Source organism: Streptomyces sp. NPDC051582 (assembly GCF_040681715.1).
GTDB lineage: Bacteria > Actinomycetota > Actinomycetes > Streptomycetales > Streptomycetaceae > Streptomyces.
In genome coordinates, this window is sequence record NZ_JBFAZJ010000001.1 from 602,400 (window position 1) to 629,302 (window position 26,903).

Annotated in this window: 17 protein-coding genes; 3 read left to right on the forward strand and 14 right to left on the reverse strand. The window is 68.6% G+C overall.

The genetic code is table 11. The features are described 5' to 3' along the window. Positions 1 to 37: 37 nt before the first annotated feature. The 8 genes from AB0M92_RS02820 to rfbB form a co-directional block, all read right to left on the reverse strand. Positions 38 to 2,683 carry a peptidoglycan recognition protein gene (locus AB0M92_RS02820; protein ID WP_366100265.1) on the reverse strand — a complete coding sequence of 882 codons (2,646 nt, stop codon included), beginning with the start codon at positions 2,681 to 2,683 and terminating at the stop codon, positions 38 to 40. 138 nt (positions 2,684 to 2,821) lie between these two features. Continuing rightward, positions 2,822 to 4,750, reverse strand: a complete 1,929-nt coding sequence (locus tag AB0M92_RS02825) for a hypothetical protein (protein ID WP_366100266.1) — start codon at positions 4,748 to 4,750, stop codon at positions 2,822 to 2,824. A gap of 78 nt (positions 4,751 to 4,828) precedes the next feature. Continuing rightward, the gene (locus tag AB0M92_RS02830) at positions 4,829 to 5,731 is read right to left on the reverse strand and encodes a glycosyltransferase (protein WP_366100267.1); all 903 of its coding nucleotides are present in this window, start codon (positions 5,729 to 5,731) and stop codon (positions 4,829 to 4,831) included. 9 nt (positions 5,732 to 5,740) lie between these two features. Beyond that, on the reverse strand, positions 5,741 to 6,190 hold the full coding sequence (locus tag AB0M92_RS02835) for a DUF2304 domain-containing protein (RefSeq protein WP_366100268.1): 450 nt from the start codon (positions 6,188 to 6,190) through the stop codon (positions 5,741 to 5,743). Then, a complete protein-coding gene (locus tag AB0M92_RS02840) occupies positions 6,190 to 6,876 on the reverse strand; it encodes a glycosyltransferase family 2 protein (protein WP_366100269.1) in 687 nt (228 codons plus the stop codon). Before AB0M92_RS02840 ends, AB0M92_RS02835 begins: the two co-directional genes overlap by 1 nt. Before the next feature lie 74 nt (positions 6,877 to 6,950). Continuing rightward, entirely contained in the window at positions 6,951 to 8,282 is a 1,332-nt protein-coding gene (locus AB0M92_RS02845; protein ID WP_366100270.1) for a hypothetical protein, read from the reverse strand. Continuing rightward, on the reverse strand, positions 8,279 to 9,211 hold the full coding sequence (gene rfbD / locus AB0M92_RS02850) for a dTDP-4-dehydrorhamnose reductase (RefSeq protein ID WP_366100359.1): 933 nt from the start codon (positions 9,209 to 9,211) through the stop codon (positions 8,279 to 8,281). The genes AB0M92_RS02845 and rfbD overlap by 4 nt, the downstream gene beginning before the upstream one ends. Positions 9,212 to 9,222: 11 nt before the next feature. Further along, positions 9,223 to 10,200 carry a dTDP-glucose 4,6-dehydratase gene (gene rfbB, locus AB0M92_RS02855; RefSeq protein WP_366100271.1) on the reverse strand — a complete coding sequence of 326 codons (978 nt, stop codon included), beginning with the start codon at positions 10,198 to 10,200 and terminating at the stop codon, positions 9,223 to 9,225. 83 nt (positions 10,201 to 10,283) lie between these two features. Here rfbB and rfbA point away from each other — a divergent pair, with 83 nt between their 5' ends. Then, positions 10,284 to 11,159 (forward strand): glucose-1-phosphate thymidylyltransferase RfbA, encoded by an 876-nt coding sequence (gene rfbA / locus AB0M92_RS02860; protein ID WP_048474782.1) that lies wholly within the window; start codon positions 10,284 to 10,286, stop codon positions 11,157 to 11,159. Continuing rightward, the gene (rfbC, locus tag AB0M92_RS02865; protein WP_366100272.1) at positions 11,156 to 11,758 is read left to right on the forward strand and encodes a dTDP-4-dehydrorhamnose 3,5-epimerase; all 603 of its coding nucleotides are present in this window, start codon (positions 11,156 to 11,158) and stop codon (positions 11,756 to 11,758) included. Before rfbA ends, rfbC begins: the two co-directional genes overlap by 4 nt. Before the next feature lie 189 nt (positions 11,759 to 11,947). On the opposite strand, the gene tuf is transcribed toward rfbC, so the two are convergent. The 4 genes from tuf to rpsL form a co-directional block, all read right to left on the reverse strand. Further along, positions 11,948 to 13,141 carry an elongation factor Tu gene (gene tuf, locus AB0M92_RS02870; RefSeq protein WP_366100273.1) on the reverse strand — a complete coding sequence of 398 codons (1,194 nt, stop codon included), beginning with the start codon at positions 13,139 to 13,141 and terminating at the stop codon, positions 11,948 to 11,950. Positions 13,142 to 13,289: 148 nt separating this feature from the next. Next, positions 13,290 to 15,422 carry an elongation factor G gene (fusA, locus tag AB0M92_RS02875; RefSeq protein ID WP_350912258.1) on the reverse strand — a complete coding sequence of 711 codons (2,133 nt, stop codon included), beginning with the start codon at positions 15,420 to 15,422 and terminating at the stop codon, positions 13,290 to 13,292. Between the two features lie 39 nt (positions 15,423 to 15,461). Next, entirely contained in the window at positions 15,462 to 15,932 is a 471-nt protein-coding gene (rpsG, locus tag AB0M92_RS02880; RefSeq protein WP_007265894.1) for a 30S ribosomal protein S7, read from the reverse strand. Positions 15,933 to 15,934: 2 nt separating this feature from the next. Then, positions 15,935 to 16,306: a 30S ribosomal protein S12 gene (rpsL, locus tag AB0M92_RS02885; protein ID WP_007265893.1), complete on the reverse strand. Its 372-nt coding sequence runs from the start codon at positions 16,304 to 16,306 to the stop codon at positions 15,935 to 15,937. 471 nt (positions 16,307 to 16,777) lie between these two features. Here rpsL and AB0M92_RS02890 point away from each other — a divergent pair, with 471 nt between their 5' ends. After that, positions 16,778 to 19,267, forward strand: coding sequence for a YfhO family protein (locus AB0M92_RS02890; RefSeq protein WP_366100274.1), 2,490 nt, complete (start codon positions 16,778 to 16,780; stop codon positions 19,265 to 19,267). A 102-nt stretch (positions 19,268 to 19,369) separates the two neighbouring features. On the opposite strand, the gene AB0M92_RS02895 is transcribed toward AB0M92_RS02890, so the two are convergent. Continuing rightward, the gene (locus AB0M92_RS02895) at positions 19,370 to 23,269 is read right to left on the reverse strand and encodes a DNA-directed RNA polymerase subunit beta' (protein ID WP_366100275.1); all 3,900 of its coding nucleotides are present in this window, start codon (positions 23,267 to 23,269) and stop codon (positions 19,370 to 19,372) included. Positions 23,270 to 23,366: 97 nt separating this feature from the next. Then, entirely contained in the window at positions 23,367 to 26,849 is a 3,483-nt protein-coding gene (gene rpoB / locus AB0M92_RS02900) for a DNA-directed RNA polymerase subunit beta (protein WP_366100276.1), read from the reverse strand. Positions 26,850 to 26,903: the final 54 nt, after the last annotated feature.

Consider the following 26,903-nt stretch of genomic DNA (forward strand, 5'->3'; position numbering starts at 1 on the left):
CAGGACCGCGTCCTGGAGGCCCGCCGAAACGTTGCTGCTACTTGCTGAAGTAGCCCGTGATGTCCGCGATCAGGTCCACGGTGCCCTGGTTGTTGAAGAAGCTGACCTTCCCGTCGACCACCGGGACGACCACCAGGTTCGGGATCGTCTGGCCGGGGGTGAAGTTCAGGTTCGAGGCGCTCGTACGCGTCGTACCGCTCGGGTAGACCGACACGAAGCTCGGCTCCGTCGGGTTGGTCGCCGTCACGTTCAGGACCACCGCGGTCACGCCCGTCGCCGGAATGCCGTTCGTACCGGCCACCGGCAGCGTCACGACACCGCCCGCACCGACCTTGCCCTGCGGCACGCCCAGGCCCGCACGGGTGTCCATCAGCCGCTTCGGACCGATGTTCGTGTGCGAGGCGCCGTCACCGGCCGAGGTGAAGTAACCCGTGACGTCCGCGATCAGGTCCACGGTGCCCTGGTTGTTGAAGAAGCTGACCTTCCCGTCCACGACCGGGACGACCACCAGGTTCGGGATGGTCAGGCCGGGGGTGAAGTTCAGGTTCGAAGCGCTCGTACGCGTCGTACCGCTCGGGTAGACCGACACGAAGCTCGGCTCCGTCGGGTTGGTCGCCGTCACGTTCAGGACCACCGCGGTCACGCCCGTCGCCGGGATGCCGTTCGTACCGGCCACCGGCAGCGTCACGACACCGCCCGCACCGACCTTGCCCTGCGGCACGCCCAGGCCCGCACGGGTGTCCATCAGCCGCTTCGGACCGATGTTCGTGTGCGTCGCGCCGTCACCGGCCGAGGTGAAGTAACCCGTGACGTCCGCAATCAGGTCCACGGTGCCCTGGTTGTTGAAGAAGCTGACCTTCCCGTCGACCATCGGGACGACCACCAGGTTGGGGATCGTCTGGCCGGGGGTGAAGTTCAGGTTCGAAGCGCTCGTACGCGTCGTACCGCTGGGGAACACGGACACGTAGCTCGGCTCGGTGGGGCCGGTCGCGGTCACGTTCAGGACCACGGCGGTCACACCGGCGGCCGGTATGCCGTTCGTACCGGCCACCGGCAGCGTCACGGTGCCGCCCGCACCGACCTTCGCCTGCGGAACGCCGCCGAGGCCCGAGCGCGTGTCCATCAGGCGCTTCGGGGTGACCGGGGTGAACTTCGCCGGCTTCACCTCCGAGACGACCTTGACGGGCAGGGTGGTGGAGGTCTTGCCGTTGACCGCGTTCGCCTTCACCTGGACCTCGTGGGTGCCGCTGGTGACGATCGAGGTCGCCGTACGGGCCGTGCCGGAGGCCGTGGCCGCCGGGACGCCGTCGACGAGGACCTCGAACGAACCGATGCGGTCACTGGCGGTGCTGGTCGACCAGCCGACGGTCAGGACGCCGTCGGACGTGGCGTCGACCCCCGGCTGGACCGGGACGCCGTTGACGGTGCCCACCTTCAGCTGCGCGGCGGGGCCGGAGGCGCGCAGGGACCCGAGCTGGGCGTAGAGCTGGTTGCCCGGGCACTCGGTGTTGAAGCCGTCGCGGTGACCCGACAGCGTCTTGAACTGGTACTGCTTGCCGACCTCGAACGCGGTGCCGAAGAAGTTGGTCTGCGTGGCGCCGGCGGTCAGCGTGGTCGTGCCGTTCATGTCGCCGTCGTACTGGCCCAGCTTGTAGGCCGCGATGCGGGAGACGGCGTCCTGGGCGGCCGCCGAGGCGCCGCCCGCGTTGTAGTCACCGAGGACGGCGATGCCCTCCGTGTCGGTGTTCCAGCCGAACGTGTGCGCGCCGATGATGGCCTGGTCGATGCCGCCCTGGCGGCCCTCGAAGATCGTGCCGCACTTGTCGACGAGGAAGTTGTAGCCGAGGTCGCGCCAGCCGTTGGTCTGCACGTGGTAGACGTGGATGCCGCGGACGATCGCCGCCGACTGCGAGCAGTCGTACGGCTGGGTGTCGGCGGTGTGGTGGACGAAGACCGCCTTGATCTTGCCGCTGGTCTGGTACAGCGGTCCCTCGTTGTTCAGGGACTCGTCGGCGCCCCACGCCGCGCGCGAGACCACGGCCGGCTGGGGTGCGGTGGAAGCCGGTCCCGGGTCGATCGTGGTGGCGGCCGAGGCGGCCGGGGCCGCCTGGAGGGCGGCGGTCCGCGCTGCGCCGCCCTTCTGGGCGGCGTTCTTCTTCTGACCGCCCTGCTTCGCCTGGGCGGCCGAGCCGCCCGGGTCCACCAGGTTCAGCTCCAGCCCGGCGGGCAGTGCGCCGCCGCCGCTGATGCGCACCTCGGCGCCGTTCGACGCGCCGACCCAGACGGGCTCGGTCGAGCCGTGCGCGCCGGGCCGTACGCCGTCCATCCCGGGCTTCACCGGGTCGAGGGCGATCCACTTCGACCACGCGCCGGTCTCGGCGTCGCGGGAGCGGGCCTCGATGGTGCCCTTCAGCTCGGCCGCGGGGTCCGTCCAGGACACGCCCAGCAGACCGAAGGGCTGCGTTTCCTGCCGGGAGAGCACGGCCTCGCCGGCGCCCTTGGGCTGGAGGGCCAGCTTGTGCAGCTCGCCCTCGACCGGTCCGGTCTCCTTGGCGTCGGCGCTGTACGCCTTCGCCGCTCCCTCACCCCCCGGGGCGGCCGTCAGTTCGGCTCCCCCGGCCATTCCCTGGATGCCCAGCACCGCTGCGGCACCGAGCGCGGCCGCCAGAGCGGTACCGCGCACACGACTCAGTCTCACTTGTGTTCCCCACCCCTGTGGCTCGTGCGCCATCTGACACGACTGTCGGGGCGGATGCTACTGGTCGGTTGTGACAATCCGTGCAGGGGGGGGCACCCCGGCCGTCCGGGCGACCCGACCGCGTCACCGCTTCTGGGCGTCCTGCTCCTTGTGCGCCGCTTGCTTGCGGGCCAGGCGGTCGGCTTCGGCGTCGCGCTCGATGTCCGCCCGCGAGCGCACGCGCTTGGGCGCCTCCATCCCGCAGACGGCGGGCCAGTCGTCGGCCACGATGCCGGCGCACCAGATGAAGTTCTGGATGGGACCGGGCTTCCAGTCGTCCTTCTCGATGTCCCAGCAGGTCGCGCGGGGCGAGAAGCGCGGGCAGCTGCCGTCCCGCTCCTTGATGACGTGGGCGCGGTACGCGTCGATGCCCATCGAGTCGACGTCGGACGAGGGCATGTACCGGTTGACCGACCAGGACGCGCCCATGGTCGCGAACAGGGCCACCACGCACACCATGCCGGCGGCGAGCTGGCGGACCACCCGCTGCGGAACGACCCGGGCGAGCCCGGCCCCGGGAACCGAACCGGAACCCGAACCGGAGGCGGAAGCGGAACCGCTCGGGCGGAATGTGCGCTCGATCCACCCGGAGCCCCGGTTGACCGCGGCCATCATGCCGAGCACGGCCAGGATCATCAGGCAGTACATGATGATCCACGTGGTGCGCGGGTAGAGCTGGACGGCCTTGTCCTGGGCCATGTGCCCGGCGAACCAGAACCGGGCGAGCCAGGCGCCGGCCAGGACCGCCGCCGCCGTGCGCACCATGATGTTGCGCATCCCGAGGCCGAGGCCGAGCCCCACCCCGAACAGCAGCAGCAGGGCGAACCCGCTCTGACCCGCCATCTCCCCGGCCACCGGCCAGGTCTGGTAGGTGAGGGTGCCGGACCGGTCCGAGACCCAGCCGAGCACGTACCCGGGGTCCGCGTAGACGGCGAGGAAGGCGTAGCGGTCGGGGTTGTCCGCGCCCAGCCGGGCCATCTGGTAGAGCAGCGGTGCGCCGACGACGCCGGCCGACAGCAGCGTGACCCCTATGTACAGGGCCGCCTTCTTGACGGTGGCCGCGCCCTGGCGCCACGGGAAGAAGAACAGCGCGGCCACGAGCGCACCCGGCGCGGCCCAGACGTACCAGCCGGAGTACCAGAGGAACAGCGCGCCGAAGGTCACGCCGAGGACGAGCCCGCGCACCATCAGGTGCCGCGTGCCGCGCCGGCCCGCCAGGCGCATCTCGCGCAGCCAGTAACCGAGCAGCGGCAGCAGCACGATCATGACGATGTGGCTGTACGGGCGGATTGGGTCGAGGAAGAGCACCGCGGCCGGCACCGCGATCAGCAGCGCCCAGAAGGGACGCAGCAGCAGCCGCCAGGCCAGGTAGGCCATCGGACCGGCCACGGCGGTGAAGAAGATCTGGAGGTCGTGCAGGGCGAAGCCGGTCTCGCCGCGGCCGTTGTAGCGGACCTTGGCCCAGAGGGCCATCAGGGCCGGGAAGGCGGGCGGGTAGATGCCCGACATCCCCTCGTGGTGCAGGAACGAGTTGGCCATGTCGATCAGGACGCCCGGGTCGCCCTCCTGGCCGCCGAGCGGATGGGGCGTGCCGTGCAGCGCGACGACGATGCCGCCCGCGATCACTCCGGTGGCCAGGCCCGCCAGGGCGGCGCAGACCATGCGCTTGACCAGCTGGTGGCGCCGGGCCGCACCCCGGTGGGCGGTGTAGAGCAGCAGACCGAGCAGCGGCAGGCCGATGAGCGCGGCGTACGTCTGCAGCGTGGCGAGGCCGCTGACCTGGCCGAGGCGCACGATCGGGTTCACGTCGACACGCCGGCTCAGCAGCATGTAGCCCAGGGCCGCCGTGAGGCTGACGACACCCTCCGCGACCGCGAGCACCCGCCGCCGAGACGTCCAGGGACGGCGGGCCGCCGAAGAGGACGGGACCGCTCCGGCGTCCGGGGTCCCGGTACCGGAGCGGCTGTGCGCCGTGCCGGACGTTCCGACGACCTCGGGGGCCAGGTGTGTCATCTCAGTCCAATTCCATCGCGGGTGTCACCGCGGTGCGCGGGGCGGTGCCCGTCGGCCGCTGTCTGGGGTGCTCCGGGGTCAGTCGGCGCGCTGACCGGCGGTGAATGCGTGCTTGGCGAGCGTACGGAGCCCCTCGCGGTGGCCGCGGAGCAGCGCGCCGGGGAGCATCGTGAGGGCGTGCAAGCGGGAGGCGCTGTGGAAGCGGGCCGCGCGCGCGGCCTTGGGCCAGCCGCGGGCGTCCATCCGGGCGGCCACCGCGGAGAAGTACCGCTCGGCCTCGGTGAAGCGGGTGCCGGAGAAGGCCTGTACCGAGGATTCGCTGACCGCGTGGCGGCGGTACTGGAACACGGTGGTGGACTCGTCGATCACCATCTGCTCGCCGCGTTCGAGGAGGTCGACCACCAGGGCCAGGTCCTGGATGACCGAGTACTCGTCGCGGAAGTTGACCCCGCGCAGGGCCTCGCCGCGCCATGCGATCGACGGGAAGTACAGCCAGTTCCCGCGCAGCACGCTGGTCGCCAGCTCCTCGCCGCCCATCAGGCGGCCTCCCTTGACCTGCGGTGCGTACAGCCGCCGCTTGGTCTGGTCGGCCAGCCCGTACGCGACCTGCCCGGTGCCGTCGATGACCTCGACGCCGGGCTGGACCATGCCGATGCCCGGGTTGTCGGCTATGAGAGCGCGGACGGTCTCCAGGTAGTGCGGGTGCAGCAGGTCGTCGCAGCCCATGATGACGACGTGGTCGGCCTCGGAGAGCCGCACGCACTTCTGGAAGTTCTTGGTGATGCCGAGGTTCTGCTCGTTGCGGGTGTAGTGCACCCGCTCGTCGCCGAGGGCCTCGAACCAGCCCGGGACGTCCGGCTCCTTGCCGTCGTCGATGACGACGAGGCGGAAGTCGCGGTCCGTCTGGGCCAGGACGCTGCGGACGGCGTCCTGCATCAGCTGCACGTCCCCGTAGTAGGGGAGCATGAAGTCGAAGGTCACCACGGGACGTCAGGCCTTCACGGAGTCGGAGTCGGCGGGCTCGGGCTTCGGCTCGACGTCGACCTCGACCTCGACCTTGACCTCGGCCACGACGGCGGGGCCCGCGCCCAGGCGCGCGTCGTTGTGACGACTTCCCTCGGCCAGGGCCACCGTGCGGGCCAGGTCCGTGAGCTTCTTCTCCAACGAGCGGAAGCGCAGGAAGGTGTTGAGGGTCAGGAAGCCCATCGCCAGCACCATGACGTACAGCACGAGGTCCGTACCGCGGCCGACGCCGAGCTGGTGCGCCACCCACGTCACGTCCGTGGGGCGGAGCACCGCGTACACGTTGACGATGACGAACACGGAGAACGCGATGCGCTTCCAGGCGCGGTTCTTCGCCTGGCCCCACGTCCGTATGAACATGAGGGCCATCGACACCGAGCCCGCGATGAGCAGCAGCTGGATCCAGAAGTACTTCATCAGCGGCTTCGCTCCCGCATCGTGATGTCAAAGATGATGTTGACGCCGTTGATCAGGGACTGACCCTTGGCGCGCGAGTACTCGGTGTAGAGGATGTCCACCGGGACCTCGGTGACGCGCAGGCCGGACCCGGCCAGGAAGCCGACGATCTCCGACGCGTGCGCCATGCCGTTCATGGTGATGTTCAGCTGCTCGGCGGCCTTGCGGCTGAGCACGCGCAGCCCGTTGTGCGAGTCGGTGAGCTTCAGCTTGCGGGCGGTCGGGCTGACCGACGCGGCCGTGCGCAGCACGACCCGCTTGATCCACGGCACTTGGCCGTTCTGCTCGATGAAGCGCGAGCCGAGGACCACGTCGGCCTCGTCGTCGCGCAGCACCCGGACCATCTTCTCGACGTCGGGCGTCTGGTGCTGGCCGTCCGCGTCGAACGTCGCGAAGTACCGGGCGCCGGGCTGCGAGAGGGCGTACTTGAGGCCGGTCTGGAGGGCGGCGCCCTGGCCGAGGTTGACGGGGTGGCGCACCAGGTGGGCGCCGGTCGTCGCGATGTGCTCGGCCGAGTTGTCGGAGCTGCCGTCGTCGACGACGACTATGTTCGGGAAGGTCTTGCGCGCTCCCTCGACCACATCGGCGATCACCTGGCCCTCGTTGTAGGCCGGGATGACCAGCCAGACGTCGTCGTATTGGGACACGGTAGCTCCAGCGGAATGTGGCACGTGCGCGTGCGCGGTGATCGGTGGGACGTCGGAACGGGAAGCCGGCATGGTCACTCTCCGACCGCTCCGGCGCCCAGTGGGCTTGCGGCGACCTTGTGCCCGGGTCCTTCGGTCGCTCCCGGAGCCGCTCCGGGGAACCTCAGCCTCAGCACCGCCAGCATACCGAGCACGGTGGCGAGGGATCCGAGAGCGTAGGCCAGGATGACGCGCAGGGCCACTTCGCCCGGTGCGAAGGTGACGCCGATCAGGACGACGGTGCCGGCGGCCCAGCAGAGCAGTTGCAGGTTGTGCCGCTTGAATACCATCAGCGCCTGACCGAGGACCATCGCGAACATGTACGCAACGGTGCCGGCGGACAAAAGGAAGAAGTCGAGACAGCCCAGTACGGGCTTGGCGTCGAACAGCACCGTGATCAGCCACGGGCCGAGCACGGTCGCGGGCACCCCGCCCAGCAGTCCGAGCGCCCCGACGACCACGCCGATCCGGCGCAGCATCGCGGAGAACGCCGCCCGGTCGCCGGCGGTGTAGGCGGCCGTCAGCCCACCGAGCAGCGAGGCCTGGAGGGAGCCGAAGACGAACAGCGGTACCCGGGCCAGGACCAGCGCGTTCAGCAGCGCGCCGATCAGCACGCTGTCGGTGGGGGCGAGCAGCTTCGTGCTCATCACCGCGGCGTTGACGACGACCTGGGACAGCAGGGTCGAGCAGATCAGCAGGCCGAGTCCGGCGGTCAGTTCCCGCCAGGCGATCTCCTCGCCGGGCTCCACGGCGCGCAGCAGCGTCGGCAGGGTGACCAGCGTCGCGGCGATCGGAGCGACGGCCAGGACCAGGCTGAAGGCGAGCGCCGAGTGCAGTCCGGCGACAGCGCAGCCGAAGGCGAGGGCGATGCGCAGCCCGCCGTCGACGGCGAGTTGCGTACCGTACGCGCCGAACCGGCCGAGGCCGGCCAGCACCCCGCGGGTCAGGTAGCAGACGGCCATGCCGGTGAACGCGCCGCCGAGGGCCGCCACCAGGCCGCGGTCGCCGCGGAACAGCAGGTCCGCGATCGGGCCCGCGCCCAGCGCGAGGACGAGCAGCGTCGCGCCGAGGATGCCGGAGGTCAGCAGCGTGGCCCGGCGCAGCACGGGGGCCGCGCCCTGACCGTGCACCACGCGGGCGGCGACGATCCGGGTGAGCTCCTGCTCGATGGGGAAGAAGATGCCGAGGCCCAGCGCCATGACGATGGTCCACAGCACCGAGACGTTGGCCATGGCGTCCGTGGACAGGCTGTGGCCGGCCACGCCCAGGTGGACGTACGAGGCCGCACCGAGCACGACAGTGCCGCCGGCCACCGCGACGGTGCCCGGCGGCAGCGCCGCGGTGAGCCTGCTCAGCAGGGACTTCATCCCGTACTGCCCTTCGCCGCGCCGTCCCCGGCGTGCTTCCCGGCGGCCGCGGCCAGCGTGCTGAACGCGGGGGTGGCCAGGGCCTGGGCCAGCTGCTCGCGCCAGTCGGCGAGCGGGGCCAGGCCCGCCCCCTCGTCCCAGGCGTCGTGGCCGAGCACGCTGAACGCGGGGCGGGCGGCCGGGCGGACGAACGCGGCGGAGGTGGTCGGCCGGATCCGCTCGGGGTCGAGACCGCTCAGCCGGTACGTCTCGCGGGCGAGCCCCATCCAGGTGGTGCGGCCGCTCGCGGTGCCGTGGTAGATCCCGCCCATCGCCCAGCCCTTGAGCGCGGCCAGGCCGAGCTCGACGAGCCGGCGGGCCAGCGCGCGGGACCAGGTGGGCTGGCCGTGCTGGTCGTCGACGACGTCGAGGGTCTCGCGCTGGGCGGCCAGCTTGAGCATGGTGGCGACGAAGTTCGGACCGTGCTCGCCGTACAGCCAGGCGGTGCGGACGATGTAGCCGTCCTGCGGAAGCAGTTCGGCCACGGCCTGCTCGCCGGCCAGCTTGGAGCGCCCGTACGCGTTGAGCGGGCCGGTCGCGGCGTCCTCGCGGTACGGCTCCGTGGCGTCGCCGGGGAGCACGTAGTCGGTGGAGACGTGCAGCAGGCGTATGTGCGCGTCGGCGCAGGCCTCGGCCAGGACGCGCACACCGGTGCCGTTGACGGCGGTCGCGGCGTCCTCGGCGGTCTCGGCGCCGTCCACGTCGGTCCAGGCGGCGCAGTTCACGACCACGGTGACGCCCTCGACCGCCGCGCGGACCGCGGCCGGGTCGGTGATGTCGAGGTCGGCTCGGCGCAGGCCCACGGCCTCGATGCCGGCGGACTTCAGCTCGGCCAGGACGTCCTGGCCGAGCATTCCGGCGGCACCGGTGACGAGCCAGCGCCCGGCGATCGCGTTGGTGCTCACTTCTGCAGGGCCGCCTTCACCTTGAGCGGCTCCCACCAGGCGCGGTTCTCGCGGTACCACTCGATGGTGGCCTTGATGCCGTCCTCGAAGGTGACCTGCGGGGCGTAACCCAGCTCCGAGCCGATCTTGCTGATGTCGATGGAGTAGCGGAGGTCGTGGCCCTTGCGGTCCTCGACCTGCTCGACCATCTCCCAGCCCAGGCCCGCGGCCTCCAGCAGGACGCCGGTGAGCTCCTTGTTGGTGAGCTCGGTGCCGCCGCCGATGTTGTAGACCTCGCCGGCGCGGCCCTTTCGCATCGCCAGGTCGATGCCGCGGCAGTGGTCGGAGACGTGCAGCCAGTCGCGGACGTTGCCGCCGTTGCCGTACAGCGGGACCTTCTTGCCGTCCATCAGGTTGGAGACGAACAGCGGGATGACCTTCTCCGGGAACTGGTAGTGCCCGTAGTTGTTGGAGCAGCGCGTGACGACGACGTCCATGCCGTGCGTCCGGGCGTAGGCCAGGGCCAGCAGGTCGGACGAGGCCTTGGAGGCGGAGTACGGGGAGTTAGGCACCAGCGGCCACTCCTCGGTCCAGGAGCCCTCGGTGATCGAGCCGTACACCTCGTCGGTGGAGATGTGGACGAAGCGGCCGACGCCGTGCTTGCGGGCGGCGTCGAGCAGCACCTGGGTGCCCACGACGTTGGTCATCACGAACGGGCCGGCGCCCGCGATCGAGCGGTCCACGTGGGACTCGGCGGCGAAGTGCACCACCACGTCGTGCCCGGGCATCACCTGGTCGACGGCCTCGGCGTCGCAGATGTCGCCCTTGACGAACTTGTAACCGGGGAGGTCGGCGACCGGGGCGAGGTTGGCCTCGACGCCCGAGTAGGTCAGCTTGTCGAAGACCGTGATCTGGGCCGATGCGTCTGCACCGAGCTGCTGGCGGACGAATTCTGAACCGATGAAGCCGGCGCCGCCGGTCACAAGGATGCGCATAATACGAAGAGTCTAGCCGCTCGTACACCACCCGCCGGGCCCGGGCCGCGGCGCCCCCCGCGCTCTCGCATAGGGTTGTGCCCATGCGTGGAATTCTCTTGGCCGGTGGCACCGGATCCCGACTCTGGCCGCTGACCCGGGCAGTCTCGAAGCAGCTGCTCCCCGTCTTCGACAAGCCGATGATCTACTACCCGCTCTCCACCCTGGTCATGGCCGGAATCAGCGAGATTCTCGTCATCACCACGCCGGAGGACCGTGCGCAGTTCGAGCGACTGCTCGGCGACGGCTCCCAGTTCGGCATCCGGCTGGAGTACGCGGTCCAGGAGCGTCCCGAGGGCATCGCCCAGGCGTTCGTGCTCGGCGCCGACTTCATCGGCGACGAATCCGTCGCCCTGATCCTCGGCGACAACATCTTCCACGGCAGCGGCCTCGGCACGCGCCTGGCGGAGCACACCGACTCCAAGGGCGGCCGGGTCTTCGCGTACCCGGTGGCCGATCCGACCGCCTACGGCGTGGTCGAGTTCGACGAGAACGGCCAGGCCATCTCCATCGAGGAGAAGCCGGTCAAGCCCAAGTCCCGCTACGCGGTGCCCGGTCTGTACTTCTACGACAACCGCGTCGTGGAGATAGCCCGGAACCTGAAGCCCAGCGCGCGCGGCGAACTGGAGATCACCGCGGTCAACGACGCGTACCTCCAGGCCGGTGAGCTGAATGTCACCATTCTCGACCGCGGCACCGCCTGGCTGGACACCGGGACCTTCGTCTCCATGGTCCAGGCCTCGGAGTTCGTCCGCGTGATCGAGGAGCGCCAGGGCTTCAAGATCGGTTGCATCGAGGAGGCGGCCTGGCGGGCCGGCCTCATCGACTCCGCGCAGCTGCGCGAACTGGCCCAGCCGCTGCTCAAGAGCGGCTACGGCGACTACCTGATCGCCCTGCTCGACGAGGAGTCCTCCCGGTGAAGTTCCGCCAGCTCTCCATGGAGGGCGCGTACGAGATCACCCCGCAGCTGCACGGCGACCCGCGCGGCCTGTTCACCGAGTGGTACCGCTTCGACAAGCTGTCGGAGGTCGTCGGGCACCCGCTGAACCTGGCGCAGGCGAACCTCTCGGTGTCCTCGCGCGGCGTGGTCCGCGGCATCCACTTCGCCGACGTCCCGCGCGGCCAGGCCAAGTACGTCACCTGCGTGCGCGGCGCCGTGCTCGACGTCATCGTGGACCTGCGGGTCGGCTCCCCGACCTTCGGCCGGTGGGAGGGTGTCCGCCTGGACGACGTCGACCGCCGCGCGGTCTACATCCCGGAGGGCATGGGCCACGGGTTCTGCGCGCTGAGCGACGACGCCACGCTGTCGTACCTCTGCTCGGAGACGTACAACCCGACCGGCGAGCACTCGGTCCACCCGCTCGACGCGGACCTGGGCATCGAGTGGCCGGCGGACGTCCCGCTGCTGTCCGCCCGCGACGAGGCCGCGCCGACGCTGGCCGAGGCGATCGAGTCGGGCCTGCTGCCGGACCACGCCGCGTGCAAGGAGTTCACCGAGTCCCTGCGCGTGACCGGCTGACGGCTCCCCGCAGGGCACGAGAGAGGGCCGCACCCCGTGATCGGGGGTGCGGCCCTCTTCCGTACGCGGATGCGGTCCGTGCCCGCCCGTACGACGAAGGGCCCCTTCCCCGCCGCCGAAGCGGTGGGGAAGGGGCCCTCCCGTCAAACATGGTGCCCGTTCGCACGAGCTACCAGGTCAGAACACGAATTACTTCGTGATCTTGATGACCTGGCCGGCGCCGACCGTACGACCACCCTCACGGATGGCGAACTTCAGGCCCTCCTCCATGGCGACCGGCTGGATCAGCGCGACCGTCATCTCGGTGTTGTCGCCCGGCATGACCATCTCCGTGCCGGCCGGCAGGGTGACGACACCCGTGACGTCCGTGGTACGGAAGTAGAACTGCGGGCGGTAGTTGTTGAAGAACGGGGTGTGACGGCCACCCTCGTCCTTCGACAGGATGTAGGCCTGGGCCTCGAACTCGGTGTGCGGGGTGACCGAACCGGGCTTGATGATGACCTGGCCGCGCTCGACGTCCTCGCGCTTGATGCCACGGAGGAGCAGACCGACGTTCTCACCGGCCTGGCCCTCGTCGAGCAGCTTGCGGAACATCTCGATGCCGGTGACCGTGGTGGTGGTCTTGGCTTCCTTGATGCCGATGATGTCCACGGTCTCGTTGACCTTCAGGACACCACGCTCGATGCGGCCGGTGACGACCGTACCGCGACCGGTGATCGTGAAGACGTCCTCGACGGGCATGAGGAACGGCTTCTCGGTGTCACGCGGCGGGGTCGGGATGGCCTCGTCGACGGCGGACATGAGGCCGAGGAGCTTCTCGCCCCACTCCTTGTCGCCCTCAAGCGCCTTCAGCGCGGAGACGCGGACGACCGGCAGGTCGTCGCCCGGGAACTCGTACTCGGAGAGCAGCTCACGGACCTCAAGCTCGACGAGCTCCAGGATCTCCTCGTCGTCCACCATGTCGGCCTTGTTCAGGGCGACGACGATGTACGGAACGCCGACCTGGCGGGCCAGGAGCACGTGCTCCTTGGTCTGCGGCATCGGGCCGTCGGTGGCGGCGACCACGAGGATGGCGCCGTCCATCTGCGCGGCACCCGTGATCATGTTCTTGATGTAGTCAGCGTGACCCGGGCAGTCGACGTGGGCGTAGTGACGCGCCTCGGTCTGGTACTCGACGTGCGCGATGGAGATGGTGATACCGCGCTGGCGCTCCTCGGGAGCCTTGTCGATCTGGTCGAAGGCCGAGGCCTCGTTCAGGTCCGGGTACGCGTCGTGCAGCACCTTGGTAATGGCGGCCGTGAGGGTCGTCTTACCGTGGTCAATGTGACCGATGGTGCCGATGTTGACGTGCGGCTTAGTCCGCTCGAACTTCGCCTTCGCCACGGGGTCCTCCTGGAGAGTGGTTCTGTACGCCTTACTCATCGGCGCCAGGTGATCTTTGCTGGAAAGCCGGCCCCTCCGGGGCAACGGAGGGTTACTCCTGTTGCCCCAGAGGCTCCGGTGACAAGCCTAAAGCGTGTACTCGGAAGAGTTACTCGCCCTTGGCCTTCGCGATGATCTCCTCGGCGACGTTCCGGGGAACCTCGGCGTAGGAGTCGAACTGCATCGAGTAGCTGGCGCGACCCGAGGTCTTGCTGCGGAGGTCTCCGACGTAGCCGAACATCTCCGAAAGGGGCACGAGGCCCTTCACGACACGAGCACCGTGACGCTCCTCCATGGCCTGGATCTGGCCACGGCGGGAGTTGATGTCACCGATGACGTCACCCATGTAGTCCTCAGGGGTGGTGACCTCGACGGCCATCATCGGCTCCATGAGCACGGGGGACGCCTTGCGCGCGGCCTCCTTGAAGGCCTGCGAACCGGCGATCTTGAACGCGAGCTCGGAGGAGTCGACCTCGTGGTAGCCACCGTCGAGAAGCGTGACGCGGACGCCCGTCATCTCGTAGCCGGCCAGGATGCCGAACTGCATGGCCTCCTGCGCACCGGCGTCGACCGAAGGGATGTACTCCTTCGGCACGCGGCCACCGGTGACCTTGTTCACGAACTCGTACGCCGGACCGTCGGCCTCGGTGATCGGCTCGATCGCGATCTGCACCTTGGCGAACTGACCGGTACCACCGGTCTGCTTCTTGTGGGTGTAGTCGTGACGCTCCACGGTCCCGCGGATGGTCTCGCGGTAGGCGACCTGCGGCTTGCCGACGTTGGCCTCGACCTTGAACTCGCGCTTCATACGGTCGACCAGCACCTCAAGGTGCAGCTCGCCCATACCGCCGAGGATGGTCTGGCCCGTCTCCTCGTCCGAGTGGACGTGGAAGGAGGGGTCCTCCTCCGCCAGGCGCTGGATGGCGACACCCAGCTTCTCCTGGTCGCCCTTGGACTTGGGCTCGATGGCGACCTGGATGACCGGAGCCGGGAAGTCCATGGACTCCAGGATCACGGGCTGCTTGTCGTCACACAGCGTCTCACCGGTGGTGGTCTGCTTCAGGCCCATGACGGCGACGATGTCACCGGCGCCCACCGCGGCGATCTCTTCACGCTTGTTGGCGTGCATGCGGTAGATCTTGCCGATGCGCTCCTTCTTGCCCTTGACGGAGTTCAGCACCGAGGTGCCGGCCTCCAGGCGGCCCGAGTAAACCCGGACGAAGGTGAGCTTGCCGAGGTGCGGGTCGCTCATGATCTTGAACGCCAGCGCCGCGAGGGGCTCCTCGTCGGACGGCTTGCGCTTCACGACCACCTCGGCGTCGCGGACGTCGTGGCCCTCGATGGCCTCGATGTCCAGCGGCGACGGCAGGTAGCGGACGACGGCGTCGAGCAGGGGCTGAACGCCCTTGTTCTTGAACGCCGTGCCACAGAACACCGCGGTGATCGTGGGCTCGCCCTTGCCCTTGCCGGAGTTCAGGATGATCCGACGGACGGCGGCGTGCAGCTGCTCCACGGACGGCTCGTCGCCGTTCAGGAAGAGCTCCATGATCTCGTCGTCGTTCTCGGCGACGGTCTCGACCAGCTTGCCGCGCCACTCTTCAGCAGCCTCGGTGTGCGTGGCCGGGATGTCGACGATGTCGTACATCTCGCCCTTGGTCGCCTCGGCGGACCAGACGAACGCCTTCATGGTGACCAGGTCGACAACGCCCTGGAAGTCCATCTCGGCACCGATGGGGAGCTGCATCACGATCGGAACCGCACCGAGGCGGTCCTTGATCATGTCGACACAGCGGTGGAACTCGGCACCGGTGCGGTCGAGCTTGTTGACGAAGCAGATGCGCGGCACGCCGTAACGGTCGGCCTGACGCCACACCGTCTCCGACTGCGGCTCCACACCGGCGACACCGTCGAACACGGTGACGGCACCGTCGAGGACGCGGAGCGAACGCTCCACCTCGACCGTGAAGTCCACGTGACCCGGGGTGTCGATGATGTTGATGGTGTGGTCGACGTCTTCGAGCGGCCAGTGGCAGGTCGTCGCGGCAGACGTGATCGTGATGCCGCGCTCCTGCTCCTGCTCCATCCAGTCCATCGTGGCAGCGCCGTCGTGGACTTCACCGATCTTGTAAGACACACCGGTGTAGAACAGGATGCGCTCGGTGGTGGTCGTCTTGCCCGCGTCGATGTGAGCCATGATGCCGATGTTGCGCACCTTGGCCAGGTCAAGCGAAGTGGTAGCCATATCGGCTCAGTCTTCTCTCGGTCTCGATGTGGGTTGGGACTACCAGCGGTAGTGCGCGAAGGCCTTGTTGGACTCGGCCATCTTGTGCGTGTCCTCGCGCTTCTTGACGGCAGCGCCAAGACCGTTGGAGGCGTCGAGCAGCTCGTTCATGAGGCGCTCGGTCATGGTCTTCTCACGACGGGCGCGGGAGTAACCCACGAGCCAGCGGAGGGCCAGGGTCGACTGGCGACCCGGCTTGACCTCGACGGGGACCTGGTAGGTCGCGCCACCGACACGGCGGGACTTGACCTCAAGCGACGGCTTGACGTTCTCCAGCGCGCGCTTCAGCGTGATGACCGGGTCGTTGCCGGTCTTCTCGCGGAGGCCTTCCATGGCGCCGTAAACGATGCGCTCGGCGGTGGAGCGCTTGCCGTTCAGGAGGATCTTGTTGATGAGCGACGTCACCAGAGGAGATGCGTAGACCGGGTCGATGATGACCGGGCGCTTCGGGGCGGGGCCCTTACGAGGCATTCTTACTTCTCCTTCTTGGCGCCGTAGCGGCTGCGGGCCTGCTTGCGGTTCTTGACAGCCTGGGTGTCAAGCGCACCGCGGATGATCTTGTAACGAACACCCGGCAGGTCCTTCACACGGCCACCACGCACGAGCACGATCGAGTGCTCCTGCAGGTTGTGTCCCTCACCCGGAATGTAAGCGGTGACCTCGATGCCGGAGGTCAGACGCACACGCGCGACCTTACGGAGCGCCGAGTTCGGCTTCTTCGGGGTGGTCGTGAACACACGCGTGCAGACACCACGACGCTGGGGCGAAGCCTCAAGCGCGGGGGTCTTCGTCTTCTCGACCTTGTCCTGCCGGCCCTTCCGGACCAGCTGCTGGATCGTAGGCACTACTTCTCCGGTTTCTGTGTGCCGTGTAGTGAAGCTAACCTGGAACTTTGCCGACCCACGCGGTCGGGTGTGTCGGATCCGGCGGGACTCCGCGCAAGCACGGAAACGCATGGATCGCGGTGGCTGATCCGGCTCTCATGCGGTTGATGGACACGCACAGGAGCCCAGGCACACCCCAGGCACAAGGTCTGAGCGTACCCACCGCATCCCATCCGGTCAAAACAAAGGCCCGCGCGGGACCGCCGCGAGATCGCCGCCGGTCATGCGCCGCTTGGGCGAGAGCCCCGTGTGGCCCTCCCGACTCGCGCATGTGGTAAAGGCGTGCTAAGGGGAGCGGGACGAGGCGGTCTCCCCCGCGAACTAAACTGCCTCCGCATCCACTGGATTCGTCCCGAAACGGAACGGGCGTCCACGGGTCTCCAGGCATGCACGGGCATCCACGGCATCCACAAGCACTCAGGGAGCGGGACATTGGGGACGGTCACCTCGGAGACGACGGCGACGGACCGTTCACTCGTCCCGGCACCCCGCCGCGGACCGCTGCGGCTCCCCCGCGTACCCGCCCGCCTGCGCGGCGGCCTGTACGGACCCCTCCTGGCGTTCCTGATCACCTCGGCCGCGTTCTGCTCGGCCTGGGCCGCCCGGGGCACGTTCCCCTTCGGCGACACCGGCCGGGCCATCAACGACCAGGCCAACCAGTACGTGCCCTTCCACCGCGCGCTCTGGGACCTCGTCCACGGGCAGGCCGCCGGCGACGTGCTCTTCACCTGGCGCGGCGGCTTCGGCCAGCAGTTCCTGTCCGACTACTACACGTACCTCGGCAACCCGTTCTCCTGGCTGGCCGTCCTGGTCCCGCGCGCCCACGTCGACCTCGCCGTCTTCGCGATCACCCCCGTCACGATGGGCGCGGCCGCCGCCGTCATGACGGTCTACCTCGGCAAGCTGCACCCCGGCCCGTGGTGGCAGCGCGGGGTCCTCGGCGCCTGCTACGGGCTGTGCGGGTGGGCGCTCAGCGACGCCTCGTACATCCCGATGTGGCTGTGGGGCCTGGTCGCGCTGCCCCTGCTCGGCATCGCCGTCGAGTGGTGCCTGGAGGAGCGCCGCTGGCCGGGGGTGGCCCTGTTCGTCGCGCTCGCCTGGTTCGGCAACTTCTACACCGCGATGATGGCCACGATGGCCGCCTGCGTGCTGCTCGCCATCCGCCTGATCACCCGGGACATGACCGGCCGGCAGCGGCTGCGCGCCGTGTGGCGGGCCGCGACGGCCGCCGGGACCGGAATCCTGCTGACGCTGCCGCTGCTGCTGCCGTCCTTCCTCTCCAGCGGCTCCGCGCAGCCCACCCGGGCCGGGGCCTTCGAGCCGGTACGGATCGAGCTGTTCCTGGCCGGGATGCTCCCGGCCACGCACCTGTGGGGCGGCCGGCCGCGGCTGTACGTGGCCTCGCTGGGCCTGATCCTCGCCGGATCGTTCCTGTTCAACGCCGCCATCGCACGCCGCACCCGCCTCGTGTGGGCGGCGGCGACGCTGCTCGTCGCGGCCTCGTTCCAGTTCCCGCCGACCCAGTACGTGTGGCACGGGCTGGCGGTGCCGAACGGCAACCCGTACCGCGAGGCCTTCGTCTTCAGCGGCATGGTGGTGGTCCTGGCCTGGCTGGCCCTGGCCCACCGCCCGCGCCCGCTGCACGTGACATCGGCGGCCGCCCTGCTGGTGGCGGCCACCTTCGTACTGCGCCACGCCAACGACTTCGGCGGCTGGACCTGGCCGGCGGTGCTGGTCGGCGGGGGCGTCTCGCTGCTGGCCCTCGTCCTCCTCTCGCTGGGCGAGAAGCGGCGGTACCTGATCCCGGTGGCCGCGGTCCTCATGATCGGCGTGGTCTTCGCGGAGTCCACGGTGGCGGCCGCGAACGCGGACTCCCGCCGCGGCCGCGAACGCTGGGCGAAGCCGGTCGCCACCTCGAACAAGTCGATCGGCGCACACTTCGACGCCGTCCGGCAGGTGGACGGCTGGCCCGCGTACCGGACCGACTCCGGCGCGCCGCAGAGCGCGTACAACGACGCCCTGGCGCTGCGCGCGGAGGGCCCGCAGTACTACAGCAGCTACCTGCCGGAGGCCACGTACCGGGCCCTGGAGCCCCTCGGCTACGGCTTCAAGAACGACGGCCGCACCTTCTTCGGCGCCGACAGCCCGGTGCTCGACGCGATCTTCTCGATCGGCGCCCGGGTCAGCCCGGGGGCCGCCCCGGGCAGCTGGACGTCCACCCGCTTCACGGCCCCTCCCCTGGTGACCGTCCGCACCGGGCCCTACGCCTCCCCCAACGCGGCGGACAGCGTCTACGCCCGCCAGGAGAACGTCCTCGGCGCCACGGTGTACCAGGTCCCGGAGACGACGCGCGGGGGCACCGCCACGGAGCAGACGTACGCGGCCCGGTGCGCCCCCGGCTCCGAGGCGTACTGGTTCTCCCCCGAGCTCTACGGCACCCTCACCCACGGCGGCACGTCCCGCCCCCTGGAAGACCGCATGACGGGCGTGATCAAGCTGGGCAAGGTCCCCGCGGACGGCGAGGTGGCGGTGTCGATCCGTACGGGGACCAAGGACGCGACGGCGGGCGACCACCCCGTCGGGTGCCTGGACCGCGCCGCCCTGGACGGGGCGGTCGCCTCCCTGAAGTCCACGGGTGCCACGAAGGTCACCGCGGGCGGCCACTCCATCGAGGCCACCCTCCCGAAGGGCGCCACGGGCACCGCGGTCTTCGCGATGACCGACGTCCCGGGCTGGCGGTGCTCGGCCCCGGCCAGGAGCTTCCACGGCCTGGTCGCCCTGGACATCCCCGCGGGCACCGACGAGGTCTCCTGCACCTTCACCCCGAAGGGCCTCACCCCGGGCCTGGCCGCAGCCGCCCTCTCCCTCCTGACCCTCACCGCAGTAACAACCGCCGCCTTCCGCCGGCGGCGACGCGCCTGACGGCATCCCCCGGAACCCCGGGGGATCGCCCCGGGCCCCGGACGCGAAGAAGCCCCCCGCCGCTCCTCTCGGAGCGGCGGGGGGCTTCGTTCATACGAGCTGTCAGCCGTTGTACGGGCCGTAGTCGTAGTCCTCCAGCGGGACTGCCTGGCCGGAGCCGGTGCCGAAGGGCGAGTAGTCGATGTCGTCGTAGCCGACGGCCGAGTACATCGCGGCCTTCGCTTCCTCGGTGGGCTCGACCCGGATGTTGCGGTAGCGGGCGAGGCCCGTACCGGCCGGGATGAGCTTACCGATGATGACGTTCTCCTTGAGGCCGATGAGGCTGTCGGACTTGGCGTTGATCGCCGCATCCGTCAGGACTCGGGTCGTCTCCTGGAAGGAGGCGGCCGACAGCCAGGATTCCGTCGCCAGCGAGGCCTTGGTGATACCCATCAGCTGCGGACGGCCGGAGGCGGGGTGACCGCCCTCGGTGACCACACGACGGTTCTCGGTCTCGAACTTCGAGCGCTCGACGAGCTCGCCCGGCAGGAGCTCCGCGTCGCCGGACTCGATGATCGTCACGCGGCGCAGCATCTGCCGGATGATGATCTCGATGTGCTTGTCGTGGATCGACACGCCCTGCGAGTTGTAGACCTTCTGGACTTCGCCGACCAGGTGGACCTGGACGGCACGCTGGCCGAGGATGCGCAGCACGTCGTGCGGGTTGGTGGCACCCGCGGTGAGCTTCTGGCCCACCTCGACGTGGTCGCCCTCGTGCACGATGACCTTGGCGCGCTTCGAGATCGGGAACGCCGTCTCGTCGCTGCCGTCGTCGGGCGTGATGACGATCTTCTTCGTCTTCTCGGTCTCCTCGATCCGCACGCGGCCGGCGGCCTCGGAGATCGGGGCGACACCCTTCGGGGTACGGGCCTCGAAGAGCTCGACGACACGCGGCAGACCCTGCGTGATGTCGTCACCGGCCACACCACCGGTGTGGAAGGTACGCATCGTCAGCTGGGTGCCGGGCTCACCGATGGACTGGGCGGCGATGATGCCGACCGCCTCACCGATGTCGACCAGCTTGCCGGTGGCGAGCGAGCGTCCGTAGCAGAAGGCACAGGTGCCGACCGCGGACTCACAGGTCAGGACCGAGCGGGTCTTGACCTCCTCGACGCCGTTGGCGACCAGGGCGTCGATCAGGACGTCACCGAGGTCGACGTTGGCCGGCGCGATGACCTTGCCGTCGATGACGACGTCCTCGGCCAGCATGCGGGCGTAGACGGACGTCTCGACGTCGTCGGCCTTGCGCAGCACGCCGTCCTCGCCGCGGACGGCGATCTTCAGCTTCAGGCCGCGCTCGGTGCCGCAGTCCTCCTCGCGGATGATCACGTCCTGCGAGACGTCCACCAGACGACGGGTCAGGTAACCCGAGTCGGCGGTACGCAGGGCGGTGTCCGCCAGACCCTTACGGGCACCGTGCGTGGAGATGAAGTACTCCAGAACGGTGAGGCCCTCACGGAAGGACGCCTTGATCGGACGCGGGATGGTCTCGTTCTTCGCGTTCGACACCAGACCACGCATACCGGCGATCTGTCGCATCTGCATCATGTTTCCTCGGGCACCCGAGTCAACCATCATGAAGATGGGGTTCGTCTTGGGGAAGTTCGCGTTCATCGCCTCGGCAACCTCGTTGGTCGCCTTGGTCCAGATCGCGATGAGCTCCTGCGTGCGCTCGTCCTTGGTGATCAGACCGCGCTCGTACTGCTTCTGGACCTTCTCGTCCATCGCCTCGTAGCCCGCGACGATGGCCTTCTTGGCCTCGGGCACGACGACGTCGGAGATGGCCACGGTGACGCCCGAACGGGTCGCCCAGTGGAAGCCGGCCGCCTTCAGGTTGTCGAGCGTCGCCGCCACGATGACCTTGGGGTAGCGCTCCGCCAGGTCGTTGACGATCTCGGAGAGCTGCTTCTTGCCCACCGAGTAGTCGACGAACGGGTAGTCCTCGGGCAGCAGCTCGTTGAAGAGCGCACGGCCCAGCGAGGTCTTCAGACGGAAGCTGTCGCCCGGCTGGAACTCCTGCTCGCCCTCTTCGGCGACCGGCGCCACCCAGCCGCGCGGCGGGATGGTGCCCACCGGGAAGCGGATGTCGACGGACGACTGCAGCGCGAGCTCGCCGGCGTCGAACGCCATGATCGCCTCGGCCGTGGAGCCGAACGCGCGACCCTCGCCCTTGGTGTCACGGAGCTCACCGTCGGTGGTCAGGAAGAACAGACCGAGGACCATGTCCTGGGTCGGCATCGTGACCGGACGGCCGTCGGCCGGCTTGAGGATGTTGTTCGAGGACAGCATCAGGATGCGGGCCTCGGCCTGCGCCTCCGCGGAGAGCGGCAGGTGCACGGCCATCTGGTCACCGTCGAAGTCCGCGTTGAACGCGGTGCAGACGAGCGGGTGGATCTGGATGGCCTTGCCTTCGACCAGCTGGGGCTCGAAGGCCTGGATGCCGAGGCGGTGCAGCGTGGGCGCACGGTTCAGCAGAACCGGGTGCTCGGCGATGACCTCTTCGAGCACGTCGTACACGACCGTGCGGCCGCGCTCGACCATGCGCTTCGCCGACTTGATGTTCTGCGCGTGGTTCAGGTCGACCAGGCGCTTCATCACGAACGGCTTGAAGAGCTCCAGCGCCATGGCCTTGGGCAGACCACACTGGTGCAGCTTCAGCTGCGGACCGACGACGATCACGGAACGCGCGGAGTAGTCCACGCGCTTGCCGAGGAGGTTCTGACGGAATCGACCCTGCTTGCCCTTGAGCATGTCGCTCAGGGACTTCAGCGGACGGTTGCCGGGACCGGTCACCGGACGACCACGACGACCGTTGTCGAAGAGGGCGTCCACGGCCTCCTGAAGCATGCGCTTCTCGTTGTTCACGATGATCTCGGGAGCACCGAGGTCGAGGAGACGCTTCAGACGGTTGTTGCGGTTGATCACGCGGCGGTACAGGTCGTTCAGGTCGGAGGTCGCGAAGCGGCCACCGTCCAGCTGCACCATCGGACGCAGGTCCGGCGGGATCACCGGCACGCAGTCCAGAACCATGCCCTTGGGCTTGTTGCTGGTCTGCAGGAACGCGGAGACGACCTTGAGGCGCTTGAGCGCACGGGTCTTCTTCTGGCCCTTGCCGGTACGGATGATCTCGCGGAGGCGCTCGGCCTCCTCGTCGAGGTCGAAGGACTCCAGGCGCTTCTGCAGCGCGGCGGCGCCCATGCAACCGTCGAAGTACGTGCCGAAGCGGTCGCGCAGCTCGCGGTAGAGCAGCTCGTCGCCCTCAAGGTCCTGGACCTTGAGGTTCTTGAAGCGCGCCCAGACCTCGTCGAGGCGGTCGATCTCGCGCTGGGCGCGGTCACGGAGCTGCTTCATCTCGCGCTCGGCGCCTTCGCGCACCTTGCGGCGCACGTCGGCCTTCGCGCCCTCGGCCTCAAGCTCGGCCAGGTCGGTCTCAAGCTTCTTGGCACGGCCTTCGAGGTCCGCGTCACGGCGGTTCTCGATCTGCTGGCGCTCGACGGAGACGTGGGCCTCCAGCGACGGGAGGTCGCGGGTGCGGCGCTCGTCGTCCACGAACGTGATCATGTACGCGGCGAAGTAGATGACCTTCTCAAGGTCCTTCGGCGCGAGGTCCAGCAGGTAGCCCAGACGCGACGGGACGCCCTTGAAGTACCAGATGTGGGTGACGGGAGCGGCAAGCTCGATGTGGCCCATCCGCTCACGACGCACCTTGGCGCGCGTGACCTCGACGCCACAGCGCTCACAGATGATGCCCTTGAAGCGGACACGCTTGTACTTGCCGCAGTAGCACTCCCAGTCCCGGGTCGGACCGAAGATCTTCTCGCAGAAGAGTCCGTCCTTCTCGGGCTTGAGGGTGCGGTAGTTGATGGTCTCCGGCTTCTTGACCTCGCCGTGCGACCAGGTTCGGATGTCGTCCGCGGTGGCAAGGCCGATCCGCAGCTCGTCGAAGAAGTTGACGTCGAGCACTGTGCGTCAATCCCTCTTTCGGGGTCGAGTCTCAATCATGGTCTGAACGGTCCCGGGGATGACGGGGGGCTCTTGAGCGAGCCCCCCGTCAGGCCCGTCAGACCTCTTCGACGCTGCTCGGCTCACGCCGGGACAGGTCGATACCGAGCTCCTCCGCCGCGCGGAAGACGTCCTCGTCGGTGTCGCGCATCTCGATGGACATGCCGTCCGAGGACAGCACCTCCACGTTGAGGCAGAGCGACTGCATTTCCTTGATGAGCACCTTGAAGGACTCGGGAATGCCCGGCTCGGGGATGTTCTCGCCCTTGACGATGGCCTCGTAGACCTTCACGCGGCCGGTGACGTCATCGGACTTGATGGTCAGCAGCTCCTGGAGGGCGTAAGCGGCGCCATAAGCCTCAAGCGCCCACACCTCCATCTCACCGAAGCGCTGGCCACCGAACTGCGCCTTACCACCCAGCGGCTGCTGCGTGATCATCGAGTACGGACCGGTCGACCGGGCGTGGAGCTTGTCGTCGACCAGGTGGTGGAGCTTGAGGATGTACATGTACCCGATCGAGATCGGGTCCGGGAACGGCTCGCCGGAGCGGCCGTCGAACAGACGCGCCTTGCCGGACGGCAGGACCAGACGGTCACCGTCGCGGTTCGGGATGGTGTGCTCGAACAGGCCGGCGAGCTCGTCCTCACGGGCACCGTCGAACACCGGGGTGGCGACGTTGGTACCGGGCTCGACGCGGTCGGCCCCGATGACCTTCAGACGCTCGGCCCACTCCTCGCCGAGCCCGGAGACGTCCCAGCCGCGGCTGGCGAGCCAGCCGAGGTGGATCTCCAGGACCTGTCCCGGGTTCATTCGGGACGGGACACCCAGCGGGTTCAGGATGATGTCGACCGGCGTGCCGTCCTCAAGGAAGGGCATGTCCTCGATCGGAAGGATCTTGGAGATGACACCCTTGTTGCCGTGGCGGCCGGCGAGCTTGTCACCGTCGGTGATCTTGCGCTTCTGGGCGACGTAGACGCGGACCAGCTGGTTCACGCCCGGAGGAAGCTCGTCGCCCTCCTCGCGGTCGAAGACGCGGACACCGATGACCTTGCCGATCTCACCGTGAGGGACCTTGAGCGAGGTGTCACGCACCTCGCGGGCCTTCTCACCGAAGATCGCGCGGAGCAGGCGCTCCTCGGGGGTCAGCTCGGTCTCGCCCTTGGGCGTGACCTTGCCGACGAGGATGTCGCCGGCGACGACGTCCGCACCGATGCGGATGATGCCGCGCTCGTCGAGGTCGGCGAGGACCTCCTCGGAGACGTTCGGGATGTCCCGGGTGATCTCCTCGGGGCCCAGCTTGGTGTCACGGGCGTCGACCTCGTGCTCCTCGATGTGGATCGAGGAGAGGACGTCGTCCTGCACGAGGCGCTGCGACAGGATGATCGCGTCCTCGTAGTTGTGGCCTTCCCACGGCATGAACGCGACGAGCAGGTTCTTGCCGAGGGCCATTTCGCCCTCTTCGGTGGCCGGGCCGTCGGCGAGGACCTGGGCCTCGACGATCCGGTCGCCCTCGTTGACGATGACCTTCTGGTTGACCGAGGTGCCCTGGTTCGAGCGGGAGAACTTGGCGACGCGGTACGTGGTGTACGTGCCGTCGTCGTTGGCGACGGTGATGTAGTCGGCCGAGACCTCCTGGACGACACCGTCCTTCTCCGCCTTGATCGAGTCGCCGGCGTCGACCGCACAGCGGTACTCCATGCCGGTGCCGACGAGCGGGGCCTCCGCCTTGATGAGCGGAACGGCCTGGCGCATCATGTTCGCGCCCATGAGGGCACGGTTGGCGTCGTCGTGCTCCAGGAAGGGGATCATCGCGGTCGCGACGGACACCATCTGGCGCGGGGAGACGTCCATGTAGTCGACGTCGTCGCCGGCGATGTAGTCGATCTCGCCGCCACGACGGCGCACCAGGACGCGGTTCTCGGTGAAGCGCATGTCCTCGGACAGGCCGGCGTTGGCCTGGGCGATGACGAAGCGGTCTTCCTCGTCCGCGGTCAGGTAGTCGACCTCGTCGGTGACGACGCCCTCGACGACCTTGCGGTACGGGGTCTCCACGAAGCCGAACGCGTTGACGCGGCCGTAGGAGGCGAGCGAGCCGATCAGACCGATGTTCGGGCCTTCAGGGGTCTCGATCGGGCACATGCGGCCGTAGTGCGACGGGTGCACGTCACGGACCTCGAAGCCGGCCCGCTCACGGGACAGACCACCGGGACCCAGAGCCGAGAGACGACGCTTGTGCGTCAGACCCGACAGCGGGTTGTTCTGGTCCATGAACTGCGACAGCTGGCTGGTGCCGAAGAACTCCTTGATGGAGGCGACGACCGGCCGGATGTTGATCAGGGTCTGCGGCGTGATCGCCTCGACGTCCTGGGTGGTCATCCGCTCGCGGACGACGCGCTCCATACGAGCCAGACCCGTGCGGACCTGGTTCTGGATGAGCTCGCCGACGTTGCGCAGACGACGGTTGCCGAAGTGGTCGATGTCGTCGGTCTCGACGACGATCGAACGGCCCGACTCACCGGTGGTCTCGGTCTCGCCCGCGTGGAGCTTCACGAGGTACTTGATGGTCGCGATGATGTCGTCGGTGGTGAGCACACCGGCGTCCAGCGGCTCATCCGCGCCGAGCTTCTTGTTCACCTTGTAGCGGCCGACCTTGGCGAGGTCGTAGCGCTTCGGGTTGAAGTAGAGGTTCTCAAGCAGCGTCTGAGCGGCCTCGCGGGTCGGCGGTTCGCCCGGACGCAGCTTGCGGTAGATGTCGAGCAGCGCGTCGTCCTGGCCCTGGGTGTGGTCCTTCTCCAGGGTGGCGCGCATGGACTCGTACTCGCCGAACTCCTCAAGGATCTGCTCGGTGGTCCAGCCGAGAGCCTTCAGGAGGACGGTGACGGACTGCTTGCGCTTGCGGTCGATGCGGACACCGACCATGTCGCGCTTGTCGATCTCCATCTCAAGCCAGGCACCCCGGGACGGGATGATCTTGGCGGCGAAGATGTCCTTGTCGGACGTCTTGTCGATGGAGGAGTCGAAGTAGACACCGGGGGAACGGACGAGCTGCGACACCACGACACGCTCGGTGCCGTTGATGACGAAGGTGCCCTTGTTGGTCATGAGCGGGAAGTCGCCCATGAAGACCGTCTGAGACTTGATCTCTCCGGTCTCGTTGTTCGTGAACTCGGCAGTGACGAACAGCGGCGCCGCGAACGTGAAGTCGCGGTCCTTGCACTCGTCGACGGAGTTCTTCGCCGGCTCGAAACGGTGGTCGCGGAAGGTCAGCGACATCGACCCGGAGAAGTCCTCGATCGGCGAGATCTCCTCGAAGATCTCTTCCAGACCGGACTTGGTGGGGACGTCCTGTCCACTCTCAAGCGCCGACTCGACGCGAGACTTCCAGGCGGCGTTCCCGAGCAGCCAGTCAAAGCTCTCGGTCTGCAGCGCCAGGAGGTTCGGAACCTCAAGAGGCTCCTTGATCTTTGCAAAGGAGATGCGCAGCGGGGCGGTGCTGGCACCGGTGTTCGTATTGGTCGAGGCGTTGCGCGAGGCGGCCAAGAGGGGGTCCTTCCGAGGGCTCGGACTCACTACGCGCGTACCGGTCCCAGCTGA

Coding starts and splice junctions, on each gene's coding strand:
- AB0M92_RS02845 (WP_366100270.1), bottom strand. CDS start 8,282: ATGAAGTCCCTGCTGAGCAGGCTCACCGCGGCGCTGCCGCCGGGCACC.
- fusA (WP_350912258.1), bottom strand. CDS start 15,422: ATGGCTACCACTTCGCTTGACCTGGCCAAGGTGCGCAACATCGGCATC.
- rpsG (WP_007265894.1), bottom strand. CDS start 15,932: ATGCCTCGTAAGGGCCCCGCCCCGAAGCGCCCGGTCATCATCGACCCG.
- AB0M92_RS02835 (WP_366100268.1), bottom strand. CDS start 6,190: ATGAAGTACTTCTGGATCCAGCTGCTGCTCATCGCGGGCTCGGTGTCG.
- rfbA (WP_048474782.1), top strand. CDS start 10,284: ATGCGTGGAATTCTCTTGGCCGGTGGCACCGGATCCCGACTCTGGCCG.
- AB0M92_RS02825 (WP_366100266.1), bottom strand. CDS start 4,750: ATGACACACCTGGCCCCCGAGGTCGTCGGAACGTCCGGCACGGCGCAC.
- rfbB (WP_366100271.1), bottom strand. CDS start 10,200: ATGCGCATCCTTGTGACCGGCGGCGCCGGCTTCATCGGTTCAGAATTC.